General features: G+C 58.1%; 25 protein-coding genes and 6 pseudogenes. 20 read left to right on the forward strand and 11 right to left on the reverse strand.

The genetic code is table 11. The annotated features are described in order from the left end of the window. Positions 1-87: 87 nt before the first annotated feature. Both J3O30_RS25035 and J3O30_RS25040 read left to right on the forward strand, forming a co-directional pair. Positions 88-797, forward strand: a pseudogene (locus tag J3O30_RS25035) (ISL3 family transposase); the annotation flags it as partial. A gap of 19 nt (positions 798-816) precedes the next feature. Next, positions 817-1202: pseudogene (locus J3O30_RS25040) on the forward strand (IS6 family transposase); the annotation flags it as partial. Positions 1203-1584: 382 nt separating this feature from the next. Here J3O30_RS25040 and J3O30_RS25045 read toward each other — a convergent pair. Next, a complete protein-coding gene (locus J3O30_RS25045) occupies positions 1585-2184 on the reverse strand; it encodes a peptidoglycan-binding domain-containing protein (protein ID WP_207584489.1) in 600 nt (199 codons plus the stop codon). Between the two features lie 156 nt (positions 2185-2340). On the opposite strand from J3O30_RS25045, the gene J3O30_RS25050 reads away from it, so the two are divergent. From J3O30_RS25050 to J3O30_RS25065, 4 genes are read left to right on the forward strand one after another with little or no spacing between them, the layout of a single operon-like run. After that, positions 2341-2574: a hypothetical protein gene (locus J3O30_RS25050; protein ID WP_207584490.1), complete on the forward strand. Its 234-nt coding sequence runs from the start codon at positions 2341-2343 to the stop codon at positions 2572-2574. Then, entirely contained in the window at positions 2574-2756 is a 183-nt protein-coding gene (locus tag J3O30_RS25055) for a hypothetical protein (protein ID WP_207585203.1), read from the forward strand. Before J3O30_RS25050 ends, J3O30_RS25055 begins: the two co-directional genes overlap by 1 nt. A 37-nt stretch (positions 2757-2793) precedes the next feature. Beyond that, a complete protein-coding gene (locus J3O30_RS25060) occupies positions 2794-3048 on the forward strand; it encodes a type II toxin-antitoxin system Phd/YefM family antitoxin (RefSeq protein WP_207584491.1) in 255 nt (84 codons plus the stop codon). Further along, positions 3048-3473: a type II toxin-antitoxin system VapC family toxin gene (locus J3O30_RS25065; RefSeq protein WP_207584492.1), complete on the forward strand. Its 426-nt coding sequence runs from the start codon at positions 3048-3050 to the stop codon at positions 3471-3473. Before J3O30_RS25060 ends, J3O30_RS25065 begins: the two co-directional genes overlap by 1 nt. A gap of 112 nt (positions 3474-3585) precedes the next feature. Here J3O30_RS25065 and J3O30_RS25070 read toward each other — a convergent pair. The 4 genes and pseudogenes from J3O30_RS25070 to J3O30_RS25085 all read right to left on the reverse strand — a co-directional run. Then, a pseudogene (locus tag J3O30_RS25070) lies at positions 3586-3787 on the reverse strand (isochorismatase family protein); the annotation flags it as partial. 37 nt (positions 3788-3824) lie between these two features. Next, positions 3825-4679: a transglutaminase family protein gene (locus J3O30_RS25075; RefSeq protein ID WP_207584493.1), complete on the reverse strand. Its 855-nt coding sequence runs from the start codon at positions 4677-4679 to the stop codon at positions 3825-3827. A gap of 16 nt (positions 4680-4695) precedes the next feature. Continuing rightward, complete coding sequence (locus tag J3O30_RS25080) at positions 4696-5139, reverse strand: response regulator (protein WP_246762870.1); 444 nt, start codon at positions 5137-5139, stop codon at positions 4696-4698. A gap of 274 nt (positions 5140-5413) precedes the next feature. Continuing rightward, complete coding sequence (locus tag J3O30_RS25085; RefSeq protein ID WP_207584494.1) at positions 5414-6031, reverse strand: TetR/AcrR family transcriptional regulator; 618 nt, start codon at positions 6029-6031, stop codon at positions 5414-5416. A gap of 89 nt (positions 6032-6120) precedes the next feature. On the opposite strand from J3O30_RS25085, the gene J3O30_RS25090 reads away from it, so the two are divergent. From J3O30_RS25090 to J3O30_RS25135, 10 genes and pseudogenes are all read left to right on the forward strand, one after another. Then, positions 6121-6894, forward strand: a complete 774-nt coding sequence (locus J3O30_RS25090) for an SDR family oxidoreductase (protein WP_207584495.1) — start codon at positions 6121-6123, stop codon at positions 6892-6894. Positions 6895-8114: 1220 nt separating this feature from the next. Then, positions 8115-8421 (forward strand): annotated as a pseudogene (locus J3O30_RS25095) (hypothetical protein); the annotation flags it as partial. Then, positions 8416-8667, forward strand: a complete 252-nt coding sequence (locus J3O30_RS25100; RefSeq protein ID WP_207585204.1) for a hypothetical protein — start codon at positions 8416-8418, stop codon at positions 8665-8667. The pseudogene J3O30_RS25095 and the gene J3O30_RS25100, both read left to right, overlap by 6 nt. A 153-nt stretch (positions 8668-8820) precedes the next feature. Beyond that, positions 8821-9414 carry a DUF6088 family protein gene (locus tag J3O30_RS25105; RefSeq protein ID WP_207584496.1) on the forward strand — a complete coding sequence of 198 codons (594 nt, stop codon included), beginning with the start codon at positions 8821-8823 and terminating at the stop codon, positions 9412-9414. Further along, a pseudogene (locus tag J3O30_RS25110) lies at positions 9407-9652 on the forward strand (nucleotidyl transferase AbiEii/AbiGii toxin family protein); the annotation flags it as partial. The gene J3O30_RS25105 and the pseudogene J3O30_RS25110, both read left to right, overlap by 8 nt. Before the next feature lie 172 nt (positions 9653-9824). Further along, positions 9825-10268 carry a plastocyanin/azurin family copper-binding protein gene (locus J3O30_RS25115; protein ID WP_207584497.1) on the forward strand — a complete coding sequence of 148 codons (444 nt, stop codon included), beginning with the start codon at positions 9825-9827 and terminating at the stop codon, positions 10266-10268. 24 nt (positions 10269-10292) lie between these two features. Further along, positions 10293-10460: pseudogene (locus J3O30_RS25120) on the forward strand (pyridoxamine 5'-phosphate oxidase family protein); the annotation flags it as partial. 533 nt (positions 10461-10993) lie between these two features. Further along, positions 10994-11380 carry a transposase gene (locus J3O30_RS25125; protein ID WP_207584498.1) on the forward strand — a complete coding sequence of 129 codons (387 nt, stop codon included), beginning with the start codon at positions 10994-10996 and terminating at the stop codon, positions 11378-11380. Next, positions 11377-11706, forward strand: a complete 330-nt coding sequence (tnpB, locus tag J3O30_RS25130) for an IS66 family insertion sequence element accessory protein TnpB (RefSeq protein WP_207584499.1) — start codon at positions 11377-11379, stop codon at positions 11704-11706. Before J3O30_RS25125 ends, tnpB begins: the two co-directional genes overlap by 4 nt. Positions 11707-11798: 92 nt before the next feature. Continuing rightward, positions 11799-13343 (forward strand): IS66 family transposase, encoded by a 1545-nt coding sequence (locus J3O30_RS25135; RefSeq protein WP_207584500.1) that lies wholly within the window; start codon positions 11799-11801, stop codon positions 13341-13343. Between the two features lie 76 nt (positions 13344-13419). Here J3O30_RS25135 and J3O30_RS25140 read toward each other — a convergent pair whose 3' ends face one another. Continuing rightward, positions 13420-14301, reverse strand: a complete 882-nt coding sequence (locus J3O30_RS25140; RefSeq protein WP_207584501.1) for an SDR family oxidoreductase — start codon at positions 14299-14301, stop codon at positions 13420-13422. A 125-nt stretch (positions 14302-14426) separates the two neighbouring features. Here J3O30_RS25140 and J3O30_RS25145 point away from each other — a divergent pair, with 125 nt between their 5' ends. From J3O30_RS25145 to J3O30_RS25160, 4 genes are all read left to right on the forward strand, one after another. After that, positions 14427-15140 carry an HXXEE domain-containing protein gene (locus J3O30_RS25145; RefSeq protein WP_207584502.1) on the forward strand — a complete coding sequence of 238 codons (714 nt, stop codon included), beginning with the start codon at positions 14427-14429 and terminating at the stop codon, positions 15138-15140. Then, positions 15137-15787 (forward strand): TetR/AcrR family transcriptional regulator, encoded by a 651-nt coding sequence (locus J3O30_RS25150; RefSeq protein ID WP_207584503.1) that lies wholly within the window; start codon positions 15137-15139, stop codon positions 15785-15787. The genes J3O30_RS25145 and J3O30_RS25150 overlap by 4 nt, the downstream gene beginning before the upstream one ends. Next, positions 15784-16395 carry an HXXEE domain-containing protein gene (locus tag J3O30_RS25155; RefSeq protein WP_207584504.1) on the forward strand — a complete coding sequence of 204 codons (612 nt, stop codon included), beginning with the start codon at positions 15784-15786 and terminating at the stop codon, positions 16393-16395. The genes J3O30_RS25150 and J3O30_RS25155 overlap by 4 nt, the downstream gene beginning before the upstream one ends. 106 nt (positions 16396-16501) lie before the next feature. Continuing rightward, the gene (locus tag J3O30_RS25160) at positions 16502-16669 is read left to right on the forward strand and encodes a hypothetical protein (RefSeq protein ID WP_221166908.1); all 168 of its coding nucleotides are present in this window, start codon (positions 16502-16504) and stop codon (positions 16667-16669) included. Positions 16670-16731: 62 nt separating this feature from the next. Here J3O30_RS25160 and J3O30_RS25165 read toward each other — a convergent pair whose 3' ends face one another. From J3O30_RS25165 to J3O30_RS25185, 5 genes are all read right to left on the reverse strand, one after another. Further along, positions 16732-18048 (reverse strand): ATP-binding protein, encoded by a 1317-nt coding sequence (locus J3O30_RS25165; protein WP_207584505.1) that lies wholly within the window; start codon positions 18046-18048, stop codon positions 16732-16734. Beyond that, positions 18045-18632: a response regulator transcription factor gene (locus J3O30_RS25170; RefSeq protein WP_207584506.1), complete on the reverse strand. Its 588-nt coding sequence runs from the start codon at positions 18630-18632 to the stop codon at positions 18045-18047. Before J3O30_RS25170 ends, J3O30_RS25165 begins: the two co-directional genes overlap by 4 nt. Further along, positions 18629-19195 carry a cytochrome b/b6 domain-containing protein gene (locus J3O30_RS25175; protein WP_207584507.1) on the reverse strand — a complete coding sequence of 189 codons (567 nt, stop codon included), beginning with the start codon at positions 19193-19195 and terminating at the stop codon, positions 18629-18631. Before J3O30_RS25175 ends, J3O30_RS25170 begins: the two co-directional genes overlap by 4 nt. A gap of 3 nt (positions 19196-19198) precedes the next feature. Continuing rightward, positions 19199-19465: a PepSY domain-containing protein gene (locus J3O30_RS25180; RefSeq protein ID WP_207585185.1), complete on the reverse strand. Its 267-nt coding sequence runs from the start codon at positions 19463-19465 to the stop codon at positions 19199-19201. A 349-nt stretch (positions 19466-19814) separates the two neighbouring features. Then, the gene (locus J3O30_RS25185; protein WP_246762820.1) at positions 19815-20231 is read right to left on the reverse strand and encodes a hypothetical protein; all 417 of its coding nucleotides are present in this window, start codon (positions 20229-20231) and stop codon (positions 19815-19817) included. Positions 20232-20264: the final 33 nt, after the last annotated feature.

Here is a 20264-nt window from a genome sequence, read left to right on the forward strand (position 1 = left end):
GGGCTAGCCATGCGAACGAAATCAAAATGGTCGCCCGGTCCGGGTATCAAAGTGCAAGATGTTTTACCCAGCGAGGATGGCAATTGGATTTTGTCCGCCTGCGGGGTGCCGTCCGGGATTTGCCCTGATTGCGGATGCCAAAGCAGAAATAGACACGGATGGTCACACCGCAGTCTTCAAGACCTCCCAATCCAGGGCAAAGTCGTGGCGGTGAAGCTCCAGTTGAGCCGGTGGCGTTGCACATATCGGCTCTGCAAACGGCGGACTTTCACTGACCGCATCCCAGCGATTGCCGCCCCCTATGCCCGTCGGACAACCAGGGTCGCGGAGATAGTGGGCATGCTTGGCCATAATGCTGGCGGCCGCCCCGGCGAGCGATTGATGCAACGGCTCGGGATGCCCATCAGCGACGATACCATCCTTCGACATTTGAAGCGGTGTGCCGCGCATGCCAAAGACGACACCCCGGCTCGCGTGGTCGGCATAGATGACTGGGGCTGGCGGAAGTCGTGGCGCTACGGCACGATAATCGTCGATCTTGAACGGCGCACGGTTTTGGACGTTCTCGCCGACCGAAGCGTAACGAGCGTTGCAGGATGGTTGACGCAGCATCCCTCTATCGAGGTTGATAGCAGAGATCGATGCGGACTTTACGCGCAGGCTGCTCGCGAAGGGGCGCCGCAAGCGCATCAAGTGGCTGATCGCTTCCACCTGATGCAGAACCTGCGCCTGGCTATCGAGGAACAGATGAGTTTTTCCGGCCGTGCCCCGGCAGAGCTTTGCTGCCCGATGAGGCATCGGGGTTTCTCAAGGGCGTTGTCACGTTGTCGTTGGCTTAACGGTTGGCAGATAGAGCCGGCTAGATGAGCACGTCGACGATCAGCTACAAGAACCACCGCTTTCCACCGCAGATCATCGGCCGTGCGGTGTGGCTGTATTTCCGGTTCCCTTTGAGCCTGCGGCTGGTCGAGGAAATGCTCCTGGAGCGCGGCATCGTCGTTTCTTATGAAACGATCCGGCGATGTGGCCGCAAATTTGGCCCGGCCTACGCAAAGCAACTGCGCAGAACGAAGCCGTCGCAGAAAGATATCTGGCATCTGGACGAGGTGGTGACTTCCATCGACGGTCGAAAGCATTGGCTGTGGCGTGCCGTCGACCAGGACGGTTACGTTCTCGACGAAATCGTCCAGACCCGCCGCGATAACTGAACGCGTTGTAAGCTAGGTCGCCGACTTTATCGAAGGCGTGCCCGTTCGCTTTGAGGAAGGCCCGGTCCTCCGCGGTCATGTCGCCTTGGGCTGATCCTGGAAATGAAGAGTATCGGAGAAATAAGCATAGCGCCGGCCAGCGGCCGGGATTCCGGGAATTCTCGACGCGCAATGAGCGGAAACCAGGGCAGCCGCAGGAGCTTCATCATAGTGGCCCGAAGGGGAAGCTGGACCGACTGCCCCGCTCCTTGCGCTCCGCTTTCGTGGGGCAGGTGGAGTTTCGAGGGGTGAGGCGTCGCTCGTCCTTGAATAGGCCCGCATAGATCGTAGAGCATCGCGCCTCCCGCTGACCAAAATGACGCCGAGAGGCGAAGTCTCAGCGCGATGCTCGACGCCGTCCATTGGCGATGGGCGCCTTCCTCGATCTTCCCCACAAGAACACGAACACGCCGAAAAAAATGAGCATGACAATGAAGTAGCTCGACCCATCGCCTTTCTTGTCCGCTGTCGGGCTCGGCGCGGAGGCAGCGGGCGTCACCTGTGCCTCGCGTATCGGCAGTTTCGTTGGTTCGGACGACGATCTTTCCGACGTGGACGTCTGCACGGCAGGTGCGGGGACGGCATCCTGCGCATTGGCTGCAGGAGGCGGTGTGGAGGTGGCGATAGACGGAAAGAGCGTCCATAACGAATCTTGGGTGATGACGCCAGTCGGGATGAGATCATGAGCGCGTTGAAATCCCTTCAACGCGGAAATGGATTTTGTTCCCCAGATGCCGTCTGGCACCCCCGCGTCGAACCCTTGTCCCGCCAACGCCTTCTGAACGTCGCGAACCGGTCGGATATCCGCGAACGATTCCGCCGCCGACACTGCTAAGAGCATATATGCAAACAGCAGCGTCGCGTATCCTGCCTTCATCCCCATGCTGCCGTCGCCCTCGCCGAGATGCAAATATACACCACCAGGTTTACTATCCAAGATGCGAAACCTGCATCCGGGTCGAATTCCCGGCGCTTTCATATCTCGTTGAAGCAAAGCCCAAAAAAGTCTGGATCAACTCTCGCGATAAGATTCTGGAATCGTCGCAACCCGGCTATATTCGCATCTCCTGGTTGCTCGTTCGGAATGACATTCGTGACTATAGACATTGCGCCGATCTTTCGGCCCTATCTCGATGAAGCGATCGCACGCTTCTCTTATCTACATCCTGACGTGGACGTCGCGACCACCGAGCGGGGCGTCGCGCTGAGCACTTCCGATCCGGCTATAGTTGCTGAATTCCGGCATACGCTCTACCGCCAGAAGATTCATCGCGAGACCGACACGCTTCGCCGGGCGGTGATCGAAAGACTGTTGCGACGAATGTGATGCCGCTGAAGTTCCGCCCGACTGGCGGGCACGAGTTGATCTTCTGCGATGATGCCGGCGGCTTCTTCCGGTCGAGCGACGCTTTCCTCGAGCGCTTTACGCCTGCCGACTGTCAGTCGCGCAGCTTGCGATCGCTGCCCCGCGAGCCGCTGCATCTTGCAATTCCGATTTATGCGGATTAAATGTGGTTACGTAACCACGAAATGCTGGAGGCTGGCCATGACCATCACCACGCTGTCAGGCCGAGAACTCAATCAGGATCTTGGCCGCGCAAAGCGCGCCACCAAGTCTGGGCCTGTCATCATCACCGACAGGGGACGGCCTGCGCATGTTCTCCTGTCATTCGAGGAGTACAAGCTGCTTACAGGCAAAATGCGGACGCTCGGTGACATGCTGGCGGCGCCAGGTGCAGAAGACGTTGACTTGCCGCTCCCGCAGCGCACGGAACATGCCCAGCCGGTCGACCTATCCTGATGATGTTGCTCGATACCAATGTCGTGTCCGAACTGCGCAAGGTCGCGAGCGGCAAGGCTGATCCCAATGTCGTGGTCTGGAACGAAACCGTCGATCCGGCCCAGACCTTCATTTCATCTGTCGTCCTGCACGAACTGGAGATTGGCGTTCGGCTGGTGGAGCGTAATGATGCCGCCGCCGGGAAGGCGCTTCGGAACTGGCTGGAAAATACCGTTCTCACTGCGTTTTCCGGCCGAATCCTGCCTCTGGACGAGGCGGTGGCAGTTCAGGCGGCCCGATGGCATGTGCCCAACCCCAAACCGATCAATGACGCTTATATTGCAGCGACAGCCTTCACCCGCCGTATGACGCTGGTCACGCGCAACATCAAAGATTTCGAAGGCACGGGAGTTGCACTCGTGAATCCGTGGAATCTTCCGACATAGCATCCACAGCGATCGTTCGTGTGGCGCAATTAATTGTAGCCTGGTGGGAAACGACCGCCTGACAGCCGCCTGATGTCAGAGGTTCGCGCGTGGTTTCATGCATGAGCGAGCTTTCTAGAATGTCGTCGACACGGGCGGTCCAGCCGACGATAGCGCCCTGCGCGCGGATCATGGATCATGGCGATGGCTGCAGCTTTGAATTCGGGGAAATAGCTTTCCGTCGCCTCCTCGGCGAGCAGGCATTCATAGCCGCGGTCGTTTGCTTCGCGCATCGTCGTCTGCACGCAGACTTCGGTGGTGACGCCGGCAAAGACGAACTGACTAAGTAGAGCAGGCGAACGTCATCTGCCGCTATTCTCGTGTCTCGACCACCTTGACCGACACGTCCAAATCCAGGAAATCGTCCGGCATTCCCGTATATCCGCCGGTAACAGGCATGATCTGTCCATTGTTGCGGGCAAACGCTACGGGAATAAGACATGCTTCTCCCACTCGTCGATGGGTGGGATCAAACGCAATCCAACCGGCTCCCGGAAGATAGACTTCCGCCCAGGCATGTGTCGATCCGCCGTCGTCGACAGATGCCCGCGGGTCGTAGATGTAACCGGAGACAGCACGCGCACCGAACCCTAAGCAACGAACAGCTTCAATGAAAAGCGCTGCGACGTCCCTGCATGAGCCACTGGCCTGCTCCAGTGTTTGTTGCGGCGACTGTGTGCCTTCCTCGTCTCGGATGCGATAGCTGACATCTGTCAGAATGCCGGTATTGATGTCTTTCAGGAGCGAAAGCGTGTCGGTCGGGCGGCTGCCCGCGAACGCTCGGGCCCAATCCGCCACACGACTACCAGGAGAGGTCGCGGCAGCAAACGCCCCGAGGTCGGTCTCGTCTTCGGTCGAGTAGGTGAAGGGATAGGCATGCGCCGAGATGTCTATATTGAAGACCGGCCACGGGTCGGCGGTCTGCTCGACAACGGCAGCACTGGAGATCGTCAGTTCGCAGGTCCGTTCAGAAAACGTTACCGTCGCGACCGTGTTGCCGAAAACGTCCTTCGACCAGTCGATCGACCCGTTCGCAGAACAGTCAATGCTGAAAGACAAGGTCCGAAGCTGTTGGTCGGTCCTGGGCGACAGGATCAGGCGGTGCGCAAGCAGCCCGACTGGCCGCAAGTAACGATAGGTCGTTCGATGCTTGATCTGAAGTTTCATGATGATTTCCCGGCCGTCAGACTATCTCAGACATAGGCCAGGGAAACGGCGCTCGTAAAGTGTACGCGCTTTGCGGACTCCGTTGTGGCGACGAGACTTCTTCTCGATGTTCGGATTCAATAAGGAGCTTGAAGCATGTCATTAGGGGCTTGGTAGCGTACGGCTTCCTGACAAATCTAAAGCGGTGCGGTAGCAACGACTGTCGCAGATTTACGACCCCGGACGTCATAACAATCGCTAGCTTTGGCCATCTTGCATGAACGCGCACCGCGAGTTGGACACCATCTATTGGGCCTTTCATATTAACGGATGTGAACACGAGACTGATGTCGTCCCGCATTTCCAAGATCTCCAGCGCATCTGCGCCATTGGATGCCTCGGCTGTCCCATAGCCGGACCCTTTACACGCAACTACCGCTTCCGCGCGGATGCCCCGGTTCTCTTCTACAATTAGGATCACGTGTTTTTGAGCATGGCCGTTCAACAACTTGATTTACCCAGCAAAGAGTTTAGCGACAGAACTATCAAATCACCAATGCTGCGGCGCAGCAACAAGATATTGGCAGCGCTATCCGCCGAGCCATGCGCTGTGATTGTCAAATTGGAATACAGCGGCTGAACGGCGGGGTCGCGGGTTCATGTCCATTCAAGGCGCCCTGGGCGAACCACCGATAAAGTTCTGCGACGCTTGCGGTAAGCCCGTAACGGTTCACGTGTCTTCGGCCGAACTCCCGTTAGGTACTACACTTCCCAGGCCAAGCCGTGAGTGCGACATCAATCAGCCGCTTCAGCAGCGCATTGCAGGCGCCATCGCAGGCCTGTGCGGACATGCCCTGGATAATTGCACCGTAGAAGCGCGCGAGCGTATCGGTATCGGTTTGCGCCGGCAATTCGCTTTCCTCAACGGCGCGGTCAAAGCGGGCTTTCACGGTTTTGATCGACGCCTCGCGCAATGCTGCCGTCATCCGCGCGACGGATGCATTTTCTTCCGCATGCTGCAGCACGGCTGTCGATACCATGCAACCTCGCGGCTTGTCCGGTTGGGTGTCACCGTCAGCGATATCGTAAAGGTAACGGCTCAGGGCTTCATAAACTGGAAGATTAGATTGGAGGATTTCCGACCGTCGGCTGGTTTCACGGGCAATGCTGAAGTCGAGCGCCTGACGGTACAATTCCTCCTTTGATCCGAACATCGAATAAAGAGTCGGCGGATTGATCCCCATGGCCTTCGTGAGATCTGCGGTCGAGGTTCCTTCGTAGCCGCGTTCCCAGAACAGCCGTGCCGCGATGTCGAGCCCAACGTCGCGATCGAGCGCGGGCGGTCTGCCTCGTTTGCGGACGGGCTTTTCCATTAAAATAGTGGTCCCTATTAAATGCGTTGACAGAGGGTTTTCTGCTCTTATTATAGGGGTCACTATTTAATTTAGCAACGGAGTGGTCCATGTCCCAAAGACTAGCAAACAAGATAGCCCTCATTACCGGAAGCTCGCGCGGTATCGGCCGGGCGGCCGCCCTTGCGTTTGCGAGGGAGGGTGCCGCGTTGATTGGTGTGCACTACACCGCCAACGCGGATGCCGCTAATGCCACGGTACGCGACATTGGGGCGCTTGGCGTCAAGGCTGTCGCTGTGAAAGCCGATCTCAGACACGGCAAGGACGCGGCCGATAACCTCTGGGCCCAGTTCAGCGAAGCCGCGCGTATAGAGACGGGCTCATCCGCTCTGGACATTCTGGTGAACAATGCGGGTATCGCGCCGGCGTTACCGTTGGAGCAGACGAGCGAAGCAGCTTTCGACGAGGTGATGACGATTAACTATAAGGCGCCGTTCTTCCTGATCCAGGCAGTGGCGGACCACATCCGCGACAACGGCCGCATCATTAATATCTCCACTGGGTTTACGCGGATCGCTGCGCCGACACATCCTGCCTATGCGGCCTCCAAGGGGGCGCTGGAGACATTGACACTGGCACTGGCACCTGAATTTGCAACTCGGGGGATTACGGTCAATGCGGTGCTTCCGGGTGTGACGGAGACGGATATGAATGCCGAGTGGCTGGCATCGCCGGACGCGCGCGCCGGCGCCGAAGCGCTCTCGGTCTTCTCACGTGTCGGCCGGGCGGAGGACGTCGCTGACGTTATCGCTTTCCTCGCATCGAACCATGCGCGCTGGACGACGGGCCAGATGATCGATGCGACGGGGGGTGCGCGGATCTGATCGATCCTAAGACTTTTCTGTGTTTGCAGCCATCCAAACCGCGGCACAGGATGCATCCTCGACGAGGTACCGGTTTAGGTCCGCTTCCCCGTTAGTCCATAAGGCAGAATCGCGCTCGCCAGGCGCGATCATGTTTTCATCCAATCGGCGGGGCGCCTGCCTAAGCTGGCAGGATCGTTCCTCGCATCCCGAACAGCCTCAACGCGCCGACATTAACTCGCCCACCAAGAACCTCTTTCGTTGGAGGTTGAATGTTCCGGTAAACGGCGGCGTAAACGGACCTGGCCGCGACAAGCCAACTCATCCTCAATGAGCAGCTGCCAACGTGTCCTCCCCCTGTCGGCGGTGATCGTGGACTGGACGCATATCTTCAGTGTGTCGTTTCGATTAAAAGTCGCGTAATCAATTTGTTGAAAAAAACATGTGCCGAGGATCGCTGTGTTTCGCGATTACCTCCGGCGCGCAGGCGAGCGTATATGGAACGCGCTTGCTTTGAATCTCGGGTGCGACTCAAGTTCCTCAGTAACATTTCGTACGAAGCATTCCTTCGAAATTCGGTGTGCTGCTGCAAGCTTTTACATCTCGAGCAAGATTCGCCTTCGCTATTGTTGCCTGCTCTCGACGAGGAGCATCTTTGTTGGCCGCGGGAAAGCTTGTGCAACTGGGCAGAAACGTTCCCGCACCGGCGAGGTAAACGGCTATGATCGTTCGACGCACGATGACTACCTCCATATTGCTTAAACGAGGCAAAAAGCAGTGTTGCCCGATCCACCTTGCGTTACGCCCCATTCAAAAAGTATATGTTTGAATTCAACTGATATGTCAGCAGTTCATTTCCCATCAAGGCGTTTGATCTGAACAGAAAAAGCTCGATCGCGCCGATCTAGCTGCGATCGGCATTGTCCTGACCGTCACGCCTATGACAGCAGCCAATGGTTCACGCGAGGGCGAATGCAATCCCACGGCGCTGGATCCGGGGAAAGCTAGACGAGAAACGCATCGAATGCCCTTACGTTCGGATTGTCGCGCCGACTTTTCGGCCACAGCGCCGTTATTTACCGTCACCAGACTGCGCAACGCATTCAGTGAAAGCGTGTCGGCATGCTCGGGGGAGGGGAGCCGTTTCTTTGCCATCCCCGGACCGAATCATGATTTGCCCGGTCTTAGGAATCCCTGCGCCGACCAATAGGGTTCTACGCGCCGGGTTATGCACACTTTCTATGGGCGGTCGCCGAAATGCTGCCACCGATTTTGCCCCACGTACCCGGATGGAGCCGGCCTTCCGCGCCGGCATCGCATTGGCGCGTCTCGATGCGCGCATTGCCCGCTCGCCGGTTGGCGCCGGCTTCCTCGAACGATCCCAGTTTGCCGATGCCTGTGCCTCGTTGTGGATCGACGGCGAGCTTGTGCATCTCGAGGACCTCGTCCCCGACGACGCCACTCGCGATATCCGCACACCCACCCAAGCTGACCATCACCCGCTCGCGCCGGCGCATCGCCGGCCAACGACCTGGCTGGGCGATGTCCGCTGAGGTGCATTCGCACCCTGCGCCAGAAGGTGACTTTTGGCCAAAGATCGTGTTCGTCCGCGAACTTGTCTCACACATCATGTTCCACGAGGTCGGCTATACCGGTCCATATCAGAGCTACCTCGACGGCTACAAAATGGTTCATGCGGCCATGTCTGTCGGGGAAGACTCCGAGGCGGGTGATCCGGTCGATGAAGGGGCGGATCCACCAGCTTTCATTGAAAGTCTCCCGTCTTCATCGTGACGCTCGATTACCCTTCGCAGCGTTTTGTTCGTTCGCGTTTATACACTATGACGATCAGCATCTCGACGACTATCTGAGGGCTTGAATGTCAGAAAAATATAGCCTATTTTCTGACACATGAAAACGCTCACGGCATCAGTTCCAGACCGAATCATGAAGCGCGCCCGTGCCAGCGGGCGTGGCGGCGTCTTCACACCCAGTGACTTTTTGGACGTGGCCGCGCGGGCGACGGTCGACCAAGCCCTTTCCCGGTTGGCCAAGAATGGGAAACTCCGCCGCTTGGCGCGAGGACTGTACGATTTCCCGAAGGTTCATCCGCAACTTGGGGCCCTTTCGCCGACGCCTGACGATGTGGCGAAAGCGTTGGCGCGGGAGACCGGATCCCAGGTGCAGATTGCCGGCGCGCGTGCGGCGAATGCCCTTGGCCTATCAACACAGGTCCCGGCAAAGAGCACCTATCTGACCAATGGCCCCTCCCGCCGTGTCGTACTCGGTAAGCGCGTCGTGGATCTGCGCCACGCTTCGCCCAAGCACCTTATTGCTCCGGGCAGTGCTGCAGGCACCGTCGTACAGGCCCTTCGTCACGTCGGGGCAATACGTGCCGCCGACGTTGGGCAGATCGCGTCGCGTCGGCTGTCGGCCAGCGACAAGAAGACGCTTGCATCCAATGCGATCCAGGCCCCCGCATGGATGCGGCCGACGCTCGTCTCGATCGCCAACGCAGCATCGGGTGAGATCGATGGATAAGGTTGCTCTTCTTCCTGCCGATGATCGGGCGGCCCTCTTTGGCGAGACGGGTGCTGGCCGAGGCGTCACCAATACGATCATAGAAAAAGACTTCTGGGTCTGCTGGACCTTGAAGCGGCTTTTCGGCCTGCAGCAGAAAGATACGGCCACCCTTGTGTTCAAGGGTGGCACTTCGCTTTCCAAGGCGTTCGGTGGCATCAGCAAGAAAAAAGCCGAGAAACTCATCGAAGCCCTGGTAAGCGCCGCCAATTGGCCTGATTTTGCTCCGCCGTTGACATAACAAAGCGCTTCCTCGCCGAAACTGACCAAAACCAGGACTTTGATCCAGATCAACCCGCGTCCTCACCGGTTGGCTATACTGTGGTCTTGCTTTGGCGATTGGTGCGCAGGGCTAAAAGGGGACTACGTCAATGATCAGATCATCTCCAATTGGGCCCGCTGTGGTCGCGTTCTTCTTTGCCGTTGCCGTTGCCGTTCCGGCCTACGCCTTGGGCCAGACCGTGGTTAAGGCGGAACTGTGGAACAAACCAGATGGCTCGCAAGGCGTTACCCTAAGCACTGATCACGTCAAACCGGGCAAAGTTCAGTTCCAGGTAAAGAACGTCTCCACCGACGAAGATCACGAACTTCTGCTCGTCAAGACGGACCTTGCCCCCGCGGATTTTCCAATGGATGCAAGCGGCGCGCGCGTCGATGAAGACAAGTTCAAGGGCCTCAAAGAGCTCGGCGATGTGCATCCGGGCAAGTCGCGAAATACCACCTTGACCCTTAAGGCCGGCAAATACGTGCTGTTCTGCAACGAGCAGGGACACTTCGGTGCGGGAATGTACATTGCTTTCATGGTTGAACCCTAGGTGTTTAGTCCCAGCGGAGTGTGGCAAAGCGAAAGGATGCGGGCCTGGTCGCTTCTGCAGAAGCACATGGACTGGTGGGAGATCGGCTCCATGAAGCCCCAGGAGCTCCCCGTGCTCGAAGTGTCGCCGCATGTCTTTTACGGCATCGCCGTCACGAGCGTATCAGGAAGGAGAGCGTCCGACACCAACTGACGTCCTGGCGCGACTCGAGCGGTCGTCCGCAGAACGAAAAATGGAGCAGGGCGCGCGCTAAACGGCATGGTCTACGACCGAGCCGAACACGTCCCAATCGGCGGCAATTGCGACGAGATTGGCGCCGACTTCTTTGCCGATCAAAACGATGACCTGGAACCGATTGCTCGCACACGCGTGAACCGAAGCGGGAGTGTCGACGGGCCGGCCCCATCGTCTTGCCGGCACAGGTCATAGGATTAATCATCCATCCGGCCATCGCGATTACGACACCGGTCGGACCTAAGACCCGAAAAACTCACCTGTCGCCCACCGCTCGACGCGACGAACACAGACCTTCTGACCGAAATACGGATGCCAAGGGTAATGAACTTCCACTTCATCGCCGACTTGGGCGGAATGAACGGGGGACGGCTCTCAAACGGAAGGACGCTCTTTTTGTCGGGCATGGCGTAACCGCTGTCTCGCTCCCACGTTGCCCTCGCCACCCTGATCTGTGATCGCTTTTTCACGGAAGAGCGGGGAGTTTCTCCATGGAGTCTACAACGGAGTTTCTCACACCCAAGAAGGCTGGACGGAAGAGTCAGCGTCATTGGCCCGATGAAGCTAAAGCTCAGATCGTGTCAGAGACATTGCGGCCCGGCGTGATGGTGAGTGAGGTCGCCGAACGGTATGGATTGCGGGCCAACCGCATTTCGACGTGGCGTACGATGGCACGACAGGGCAAGCTGGTTCTACCCGCACCCGAGGATGCGGTGGAGTTTGCAGCGGTAATTGTCGATCCGCCTGCATTGGAGTCGCTGGACAAAGAAGCTTGTCGCCCTGAGATCGTCATCGGTTCTGTCACTATCCGCCTGGAAGAAGGCGCATCGGCTGCTCGGATTGCTGCCGTCGCGCGTGCTTGCGCGGTTCCAGCATGATCTTTCCGTCGAACCGTGTACGGATCATGGTGGCAACCAAGCCGGTCGACTTTCGCAAAGGTCATGATGGCTTGGCGGCACTGGTCAAGAATGTGCTGCACAAAGACCCATTTACCGGAACGGTCTTCATATTCCGGTCGCGCAAAGCAGACCGATTGAAGCTGATCTACTGGGATGGCAGTGGTCTGGTGATGGCATACAAGCGCTTGGAGGAGCACACGTTCACGTGGCCAGGCATCAAGGATGGCCTGATGACCCTGGGCCATGCTCAGTTCGAGGCGCTGTTTGCAGGGCTCGACTGGCGTCGGGTCCGTTCTGTGGAATAGAGAGCGCCGGAAGCCATCGAATAGGTGCGTCACGATGACTCGGGCGGCAAATTCCAACGGCGAAGTGAAGCTGGCTTTGATAGACTTCGACCATGTTGGACGCCGCCGATCTTCCTGACAATGTCGCTGCCCTGAAGGCGATGCTGATCGCGGCTCAGGCGCGTGAAGTTCGCAAGGACGAGCGGATCGAAAGGCTGGAGAAGTTGGTCGCCGCTTTCAAGCAGGCGGCCTCTGGCCGCAAATCCGAGAAGGCTGATCCCGAGCAGTTCGATCTGGCACTAGAAGACCTGGAAACGGCAATTGCGGCCATCCACACCGAAGACGAGGCCTACAGCCCTTCGGGAAAGCCGCCCCCCAAACCACGCGCCGCCAATCGTGGTTCTCTGCCCGCTCATCTTCCGCGCATTGAAGAGATCATCGAGCCGGAAAGCCTGAACTGCGCCTGCGGCGGAGGCCTGCATTGCATCGGAGAAGATGTATCCGAGCGGCTGGATGTCATCCCGGCGCAGTTCCGTGTTCTTGTCACCCGTCGTCCCAAATATGCCTGCCGTTCCTGCTCCGACGGCGTTGCCCAGGCTCCCGCGCGTGCAAGATTGATCCAGGCCGGGTTGCCGACGGAAGCGACCATCGCCCATGTGCTGGTGTCCAAATATGCCGATCATCTGCCGCTTTACCGTCAGGCCCAGATCATCAGTCGCCAAGGCATTGATCTCGACCGATCCACTCTGGCAGATTGGGTCGGCCGGGCAGCATTCGAATTGCGCCCGGTCTTCGACGCATTGATTGCCGATCTGAAGCGTTCGACGAAGCTGTTCATGGACGAGACCCGTGCACCGGTGCTCGATCCAGGCTCCCGCAAAACAAAGACCGGATACTTCTGGGCGCTGGCTCGTGACGGCCGACCATGGTGCGGCGGTGCTCCACCTGCAGTAGCCTTCACCTATGCTCCCGGTCGCGGTGGGCAGCATGTCGAACGGATATTGCATGGGTTCACGGGCATCCTTCAAGTCGATGGGTATGCCGGATATAATCGCCTAGTGGCACCGGACCGAGTAGGCCCGGACATCCGGCTTGCATATTGTTGGGCGCACGCTCGGCGGAAGTTGGTCGAGATCACCCGCACTGGCCCAGCGCCTATTGCCGAGGAAGGCGTGAAGCGGATCGGCGAACTCTATCGCATCGAAGCCGAGCTGCGCGGTCTCAACCCCGACGCACGTCTGACTGGAAGGCAGACACGGTCAGCGCCGTTGATCGCTAACATGCGGACCTGGCTGAGCCAACATCGTGCCCGTGTCGCTGGCAAGTCGCCGCTTGGCGAGGCGCTCGCCTACATCGCCAAATACTGGGATGGCCTGTGCGTGTTCCTGACCGACGGCCGCGTCGAGATCGACAACAACAGCGTCGAAAGAACGATCCGACCGATAGCGCTAAACCGCAAGAACGCTCTGTTTGCTGGCCATGACGCTGGGGCGGAGAACTGGGCGACCATCGCCTCGCTGGTTGAGACGTGCAAGCTCAATGATGTCGATCCGTTCACATATCTGAGCGCTACGCTCACTGCCATCGTAGAGGGTCACAGGCAGAGGCACATCGAAGAACTTTTGCCGTGGAACTATCGGGCGGAACAGCACATATAAAGAAGGCCATCATGAACCAGTGTCCAAGCGTTCGCAGAGAAGCTCCACCAGTTATGCTCTCCGAGAACCCTTGGTTTCATCGAAGAGTTTGCGCTCCATCGACGGTCAGAGAGGTTCCATTCACATAGCTCGCCAGATCAGACGCCATGAACAGTACGGCCTTGGCAAGGTCGTCAGGATACCCGGTTCGGCCGAGCGGCATGTTGCCCAAATGCTCGGCCAAGCCGCCCTTCTCCAGCAATTCCTGTTGCTTGGCGAGCGTCAGCGGAGCGTCGGTCGGCGCATCCGAAAACGGTGCCTTGGTCGCGCTATTCTGCATCATGGCAATCCGCTCGGCGGTCATCGTTGCACCCGGAATGACCGCGTTGACCTGAATACCGTGTGGCCCGAGTTCCACCGCCATCGATTGCGTTACTGCCATCAGTCCGGATTTCGCCGCGCCGTAGGGGGCGAGGAAGCCGGTGGGTTTGAATATCTCTGTCGAGAGCACATTGATGATGCGTCCGCCATGACCGGCCTGGATCATTTCGAGTGCCGCCAACTTGGAGAGAAAGAACGGACCCTTCAGATCAGTATCGACGGTCTGATCCCAAATCTCCTCAGTCATTTCGACCGAAAGGCGCGGTGGGAAGACGGCGGCGTTGTTGACCAGAATATCGACGCCGCCGAGCTTGCTGACCGTAAAATCGATCACACGCTTCGCGTCTTCCATTTTGCTGGCGTCGGCCCGCAAACCGATGGCACGCCCGCCGAAGGCCGACACCTTTTCCTCGATCTTGGTGAGGGCTTCCTGGCCTCGCGCCGTTACGACGACCTCGGCACCCGCCTGGGCGAGCCTCAGCACGATGGCTTCGCCAATCCCGCGCGTTCCACCCGTGATAATGGCACGGCGGCCTTTCAGGGAAAGCAGGTCTTCAAACGGGGTAGATTCAGGTATGGCGAAAACAGGAGTGGTCATAGCTTGTTCCTTTGCGGATGGCGATGAACGATCAGTTCTCGTAATTGACTTCAGAGTCATTTATGCTCTCTTCAAGTCAAATCGTCAATGCAAGGCCCGTTTGTAGCATCGAGACAGGAGTTCACATGCCCTTTGGATGGTTCGATATGAACTGGCCGTGGATCGGGCTATTCATTGCAGCGATCCTCCTCGTGGTGCTGTTCGGGACTGATGCGCTACGAGGCGAAAGAAGCGTGTCGCGTTGGCGTGATCCCCGATGGCTGGCCTGGCTTGCTCCCGCCGGGTACATGCTCCACCAGACGGAGGAGTATGGCGTCGACATGCTCGGGCAGTTCTTCGCATTTCCTAATCTCGTCTGCGCGACATTCGGGCAACCGCCCTATCCGGACTGTGCTTACCCTCCGTCCCTGTACGTCGCGATCAACATTCCGGTGATCTGGATCGCAGGCCTGATCTGCGCGTTGCTGAGCCGCCGGTATCCGCTTGTCGGCCTCGGCCTCTACGGTGTCCACTTCGTCAATGCGTTGTCCCATATCGGCATGTTTGCAGCGACGGGCGACTACAATCCAGGCGTCCTCACGGCGTTCGTCGTGCTGCTTCCGCTGTCTGTCTGGGTCGCCTTCGCCACCTGGAAGAACCCGCTCATCGGAAGGTCAGGCATCGCTACCATCTTTCTGGCCGGGCTACTGGTGAACGGCGTGTTGGCTGCATCATTGGTGGCTTTCTCGCGAGGCCTGATCTCGGGCGACACGCTGATCGGCATTCAACTGTTCAACTTCCTGTGGTCGCCACTCATTCCATGGCTAAAGGACGGGCATTCGCAGCAGGGTCGCCGATGACAGACGCGAAACCAAAGTGGAACCGCCGTAAAGACGCTCGACCTTCCGAGATCGTCGATGCTGCGATGGCGCTGTTTGCGGAAAACGGGTTTGCCAACACCAAACTCGACGACGTGGCACGGCGGGCGGGCGTCGCGAAAGGCACGCTGTATCGCTACTTCGATACCAAGGAGGCCCTGTTTCGTGCAGTTGTCCAACACCTGCTCACCAACCATCTTGAAGTGGTCGAGAAAGCTGGCAAGGCCTTCGAAGGGTCGCTCGCCGAATTCGTGCCGATGCTGCTCAAACGGGCCGCTCAAAGCCTGGGCGATGATCGTCTGCCCGGTCTGGCCCGCGTGATGCTTGCCGAAGGCCGTGCCTTCCCCGATCTGGCCGCCGTCTGGCATGATGAACTGGCGGCACGAATGCTCGATCTCATTGCAGGCATGGTCGCCAAAGCCCAGGACCGAGGCGAAGTGAGGCCGGGCGATCCAAGGCTGTATGCCTTTTCGATAATCGGCCCGATCTCGGTGGCACTCCTCTATCACGAGGCGTTCGGTTCGAGGGCCGATGCGCCCGATCTTGAAGCCCTCGCCAGCCAACACGCGGAAACGATCCTGCGCGGCATGGCCGCATCAATTCCCTACCAGAAGGAACCCACGCCATGATCCGATTCATTCTCGAACGAAATCTCTACGTCATGGCCGCGCTCGGCGTCGGCGTGGCAATCTATGTCGGCGTGAACTGGGAGGCACTAACCGTCCTTCAGAGAATGTCCGGCCTGTTCTTCATCGGACTGGTCATGCACCTGTGGGAGGAAGGGCGGTTTCCCGGCGGCTTCGTGGAACTGATCACCGAGCATCTCCACTTCACGGCCAGCAGCCGCTGGTTTGGAGAAGTCGTCACGGCCGCCTACGTGCTGGTCATCGCCTTTGTGCCACTGTTCTTTCCAAATGTCCCGTTTCTCGCAATGTCCTCGATGATGCTCGGCATCATGGAAGTGGTGATGCATACGGCTATGATCAGAATGTTTCGGATGAAGCACTTCTATTCGCCCGGCTTGGTCACCGCAGCCTTCGTACTGTTTCCGATCTCTCTTTACACGTTCATTTACGTGATCCAGCACGACCTTATGCGCCCGCTCTGGTGGCTGTTTTCGTTCCTTTACATGCTGTTTGGTCTCATGATTGCGCAACAGGTCGTTATCCGCGCGAGCGGCGTTAAGTACGCGGACTTTCTGAAGACCGTTCGAGCGGCCATCATGACTCGACGATGACCGCAACCGGCGCACATTTGTCGCGTCCTTCAAGGCCATCGACCTCCGGAGTAACTTCCGTTGCGCATCCATAGAGTCGATCACGGATTAGGGCAGCCAGCGCAATGTGGCATCGGAACACCGGTTACGGCATGGCGCAGGGGCTGAGAACTGGGCGATCATCGCCTCGCTTATCAAGATCTGCAAGCTCGCCGTCGATCTGCTGGCCTACCTGACCGCGACGCTTACCGCCAATAGCCACAAGCAGAGCAAGATCGACGAGTTAATGCCATAGATCACCCCATAATCTGGCAGAAACGCGCGGTATTGAGTGCAAATCGTGCAAAGCGCACCGCTTTATCGGAAGTCCAATTCGACGATATGTCCAGAATTCGATCGTGATGTCGAGAACGACGCTTGATGTATTTCTACTATGCGTCCGACAATCTTCAGCCCGATCCCAAGGCTGTCAGGGGGGCTGGACGCGCTTTTATGAAGCGGCGAGAGTTTGGGGGAGCGATCCTCGACTGCGATGGTGCCGTTGCCCACACAAACTATCACCACGGTGTGATCAGGGGTGTGCCTGACGGCGTTCTCGATCAAATTGCGAACCGCGTCTCTTAGAAGAGAAGGCGCACCCCTGAATATGGTGCTTTCGACCTGACTGAAGAACTCCAGCGAATGTTTGTTTTCGTAAACCCAGGGGGCTAGTTGCGCCACGACGGATGATGTTAGCTCCACGAGGTCGACCTCCTCGAACATGCCGTGATCAACGCTGTCGAGCCGAGCAAGGGCGGTAAGCTGAGCAACGAAGTTCACCAGGTCATCAAGGTCGGCTTCTGCCCTCCTGGCACGGGGATCATCGATATGACCGAGTTCCAACTTCAGCGCCGCAAGCGGTGTTCGGATTTCGTGGGCGATCCCGGATGTCAGGACCTTCTGCGACATCATCAACTCGCCAACGCGCTCGAAGGCGCGGTTGACTGCGGCTGCAAGATGCGCAACTTCCCGCGGCATTTGGTCGAAGTCCAAATGCGAACGTGAATCCATAGGGTCAATCCGGTCGGCTGCATCTGCGGCAGCTCGGACCGGCCGCAATGCTTGGCGGACAGACAACAAGGTTCCACCAAGTACGAGCACGAGGAGAATGCTCATCGGCACAATCAGGTGTTCAATCACCTCGTTCCAGAGGACGTCAGACATAATGTCAGAGGGATCACCGATTGTCGCGATGTCGACGAGGAAGCGCTGATTAGCAATTACGAACGCCCGCCCGCCGACCAGCGACAGAGGCTTTCCAGGTACCAAAGATCGCAGCCAGAAGTCCGGAGGGTTCACATCGGTTGGGAGGAAGCGATCCTCACAGGCGGCGTCGCACGATTGGAACACCAGCGCACCGTTTGCTGCACGAATTCGGGCAACATAACCGCTGTCTCCTTTATGGTAACGTTGCTGCACACTATCTGGAAGACGGTAGCGAATGCTGGATTCTTCCACTGTGATCCCGGCCGCAAGCCGCTCTGTTTCCTGCTCAACGAACAATCGAGATAGCTCACCAACATTCCAGTAGTAGTCCGAGAAGACGATGGCAAGTTGCAGAAGCATGGCGAAGAGCGCGAAGAACGCGATCCGGCGAGCGAGAATGGCCCCTAGCGTCGCGCGCGACTGGCTCAATCACGCACCTCACGCATCAGATAGCTCACGCCCCTGATCGTCTCGATTGATAAGTGGGTATTGTGCCTCTCTAGCCTCTTTCTGAGACGGGATACGGCCAGTTCGACAGCGTTACTGCTTCTCTCATCGCCAAATTCCGAGAATGTATGCTCAATCCTGGCTTTGGCGACAACTTTTCCACCATTGCGCATCAGCAATTCGAGCAATCCTGGCATGGATGTGACGGGCGACCGGCGGATAAGTGCGCGTATCCGCGCAGTGAGTTCGCCGTTGTGGAACGGCTTAGCCAGATAGTCGTCAGCGCCGGCATCAAGTCCGGCGATCCGTTCGTCGATCGCACCTCTTGCAGTTAAGGCAAGCACTGGCGTCTGGGTGCCCGCATCCCTGAGCGACTTCAGAACGTCGATCCCATCTTCATCAGGGAGACCGAGATCGAGCAGCAGCAGGTCGTACTCCCCTTCTCGAAGGGCCACGCGTCCCTCCTGTGCGGTCTCGAACGCGTCGATCTTCCAACCCTCATCCCGGATTGCCTCGCAAAGAAGCCCACGAAGCCGGGCGCTGTCCTCGATGAGCAGAATCCTCATGCCTTCTTTCGACCCGTAACCATCGACCAGACGAGATTTTCTCGATGCCTCCAGCTTTCCAAAATAGCAGCGCCAGCGTGGACGAAGACGAGAACCATAATGCTGTTGGCGATGGTGCCGTGCAATTGTTCAAGCCATTTTTCGCCCCAGAAGGCGTCCCACGTCGTCATCCAGCCTGTCAGGGCAGTTGCCCCAAGAAGAGCGATAAGCAAGAGCATCATCATCGATGCCAGCGGATTGTGGCCGAGGTATCGCTTCTCTTTGCGCTGAATGATCCCGCTGATTTGATCCTTGACCTTGCGCGGTGTCGGAAAGAACTCGGTGAATCGCGCATGCTTCGTGCCAACAAGGCCCCAGACGAGACGAACGATGATCGCTCCCGCCACCACGTAACCAGTGATGCGATGCCAGTATTTCCCTTCCTCCAGGATGAAAAGGTTGAGTGTGCAAGCTGTGACAATGGTCCAATGGAAAATACGGACGATCGGGTCCCAGACCTTGACGCTCTTTTGTGCGGTGTCGGAGGGCGATACGCCCCCCTTCGTCGACGAGATCACCGTCATCGCTCAATCGCCCTTCTGCACGATGTCACCGGATACCGGATTGAAGTAGACCTCGGCTCGCTTGCCCTCCTTGTCCTTGCCGTAGATTTCATAGCAGTTTCCCGTGACTTCGAAGGTCTTGACCTTGTAGCCGAGCGTATCGATCTTCGCCTTCATGGCGTTCTCCGACATCCACTTGGACTTCGGCTCTTTTGTACAACTCGGGCTGGCCAACGCCAGTGCCGGTACTGAAGCGACGATTGCGACTGCGGTCATCAGTTTCAACATAATCATGCGGTCCTTTGCTTACACCCAACCGGGCGACGAACCGAGCAATAGAATTCTCCAGCTGTCCGTTTGCTGTCAGACGGTACGAAAGGTGCTCTCGGCGACTCATTCAGGCGTCAATGTGCGAGCGCCACGGCGGTTACGGTCGACCGCGGCGCCTCCGTCAGTCTGTTCTCGGCGTTGGCTGCAACGCCGGCCGCAGCAGTCCCGCCCGGCCATCGAAGACGTCGGTCCCTCCGCGGCAAGAACGGGGTGACGGCTCCCGTCGGGAGCGACCTACATGCGGGTGGTTTCGATGAACCGGAGCATGCGTCACGATCCTCGGCCGATGGCGCAGACGGTGGCGTACATGTCAGTAGACGTCCTTCCCAGACAGGCCGATAAACTCGGTCGTCAGACCTTCGATGTGGGCTTCCTTGAGGAGACGGTCGGCGCTCATGATGTCGAGGCACATGGCTCCGTTGAACGACTGCCTCAACGGGCAGCAAAAGTGATCTCTCACCCACGACAAGCCTCGCGGCGTTGCCACCGTCACCTCCCAGCGATCCTCGTCCCGGCGCTCGAGAACCAGGTCGGTGGCGTTCCGCTCGACCGGGGCCAGCCCGGCGGTCGGCGTCGCGGCTGTTGTCTCCTTTCGGGCAATCATCCCTCTCGGTGCTTTGGCAGCCAGCAGAGTTCGTTCGCCTCCTTTTTGAACGGGTGGAAGCGACTTATCGAACATTGGGAAAGGAAGCTGGGATAAATGGAAATGAGATTGGGACATCGACAAGAATGGCGTCGAATGAATTTCCTTCGGGCTTGA

Origin of the sequence: Rhizobium sp. NZLR1 (assembly GCF_017357385.1) — a bacterium.
Lineage (GTDB): Bacteria > Pseudomonadota > Alphaproteobacteria > Rhizobiales > Rhizobiaceae > Rhizobium.

What these genes read in the sequence shown, in the direction of transcription:
- J3O30_RS25055 (WP_207585203.1), top strand. Translation starts at nt 2,574, where the DNA reads ATGCCGCTGAAGTTCCGCCCGACTGGCGGGCACGAGTTGATCTTCTGC.
- J3O30_RS25060 (WP_207584491.1), top strand. Translation starts at nt 2,794, where the DNA reads ATGACCATCACCACGCTGTCAGGCCGAGAACTCAATCAGGATCTTGGC.
- J3O30_RS25065 (WP_207584492.1), top strand. Translation starts at nt 3,048, where the DNA reads ATGATGTTGCTCGATACCAATGTCGTGTCCGAACTGCGCAAGGTCGCG.
- J3O30_RS25075 (WP_207584493.1), bottom strand. Translation starts at nt 4,679, where the DNA reads ATGAAACTTCAGATCAAGCATCGAACGACCTATCGTTACTTGCGGCCA.
- J3O30_RS25085 (WP_207584494.1), bottom strand. Translation starts at nt 6,031, where the DNA reads ATGGAAAAGCCCGTCCGCAAACGAGGCAGACCGCCCGCGCTCGATCGC.
- J3O30_RS25090 (WP_207584495.1), top strand. Translation starts at nt 6,121, where the DNA reads ATGTCCCAAAGACTAGCAAACAAGATAGCCCTCATTACCGGAAGCTCG.
- J3O30_RS25100 (WP_207585204.1), top strand. Translation starts at nt 8,416, where the DNA reads ATGTCCGCTGAGGTGCATTCGCACCCTGCGCCAGAAGGTGACTTTTGG.
- J3O30_RS25105 (WP_207584496.1), top strand. Translation starts at nt 8,821, where the DNA reads ATGAAGCGCGCCCGTGCCAGCGGGCGTGGCGGCGTCTTCACACCCAGT.
- J3O30_RS25115 (WP_207584497.1), top strand. Translation starts at nt 9,825, where the DNA reads ATGATCAGATCATCTCCAATTGGGCCCGCTGTGGTCGCGTTCTTCTTT.
- J3O30_RS25125 (WP_207584498.1), top strand. Translation starts at nt 10,994, where the DNA reads ATGGAGTCTACAACGGAGTTTCTCACACCCAAGAAGGCTGGACGGAAG.
- tnpB (WP_207584499.1), top strand. Translation starts at nt 11,377, where the DNA reads ATGATCTTTCCGTCGAACCGTGTACGGATCATGGTGGCAACCAAGCCG.
- J3O30_RS25135 (WP_207584500.1), top strand. Translation starts at nt 11,799, where the DNA reads ATGTTGGACGCCGCCGATCTTCCTGACAATGTCGCTGCCCTGAAGGCG.
- J3O30_RS25140 (WP_207584501.1), bottom strand. Translation starts at nt 14,301, where the DNA reads ATGACCACTCCTGTTTTCGCCATACCTGAATCTACCCCGTTTGAAGAC.
- J3O30_RS25145 (WP_207584502.1), top strand. Translation starts at nt 14,427, where the DNA reads ATGCCCTTTGGATGGTTCGATATGAACTGGCCGTGGATCGGGCTATTC.
- J3O30_RS25150 (WP_207584503.1), top strand. Translation starts at nt 15,137, where the DNA reads ATGACAGACGCGAAACCAAAGTGGAACCGCCGTAAAGACGCTCGACCT.
- J3O30_RS25155 (WP_207584504.1), top strand. Translation starts at nt 15,784, where the DNA reads ATGATCCGATTCATTCTCGAACGAAATCTCTACGTCATGGCCGCGCTC.
- J3O30_RS25170 (WP_207584506.1), bottom strand. Translation starts at nt 18,632, where the DNA reads ATGAGGATTCTGCTCATCGAGGACAGCGCCCGGCTTCGTGGGCTTCTT.
- J3O30_RS25175 (WP_207584507.1), bottom strand. Translation starts at nt 19,195, where the DNA reads ATGACGGTGATCTCGTCGACGAAGGGGGGCGTATCGCCCTCCGACACC.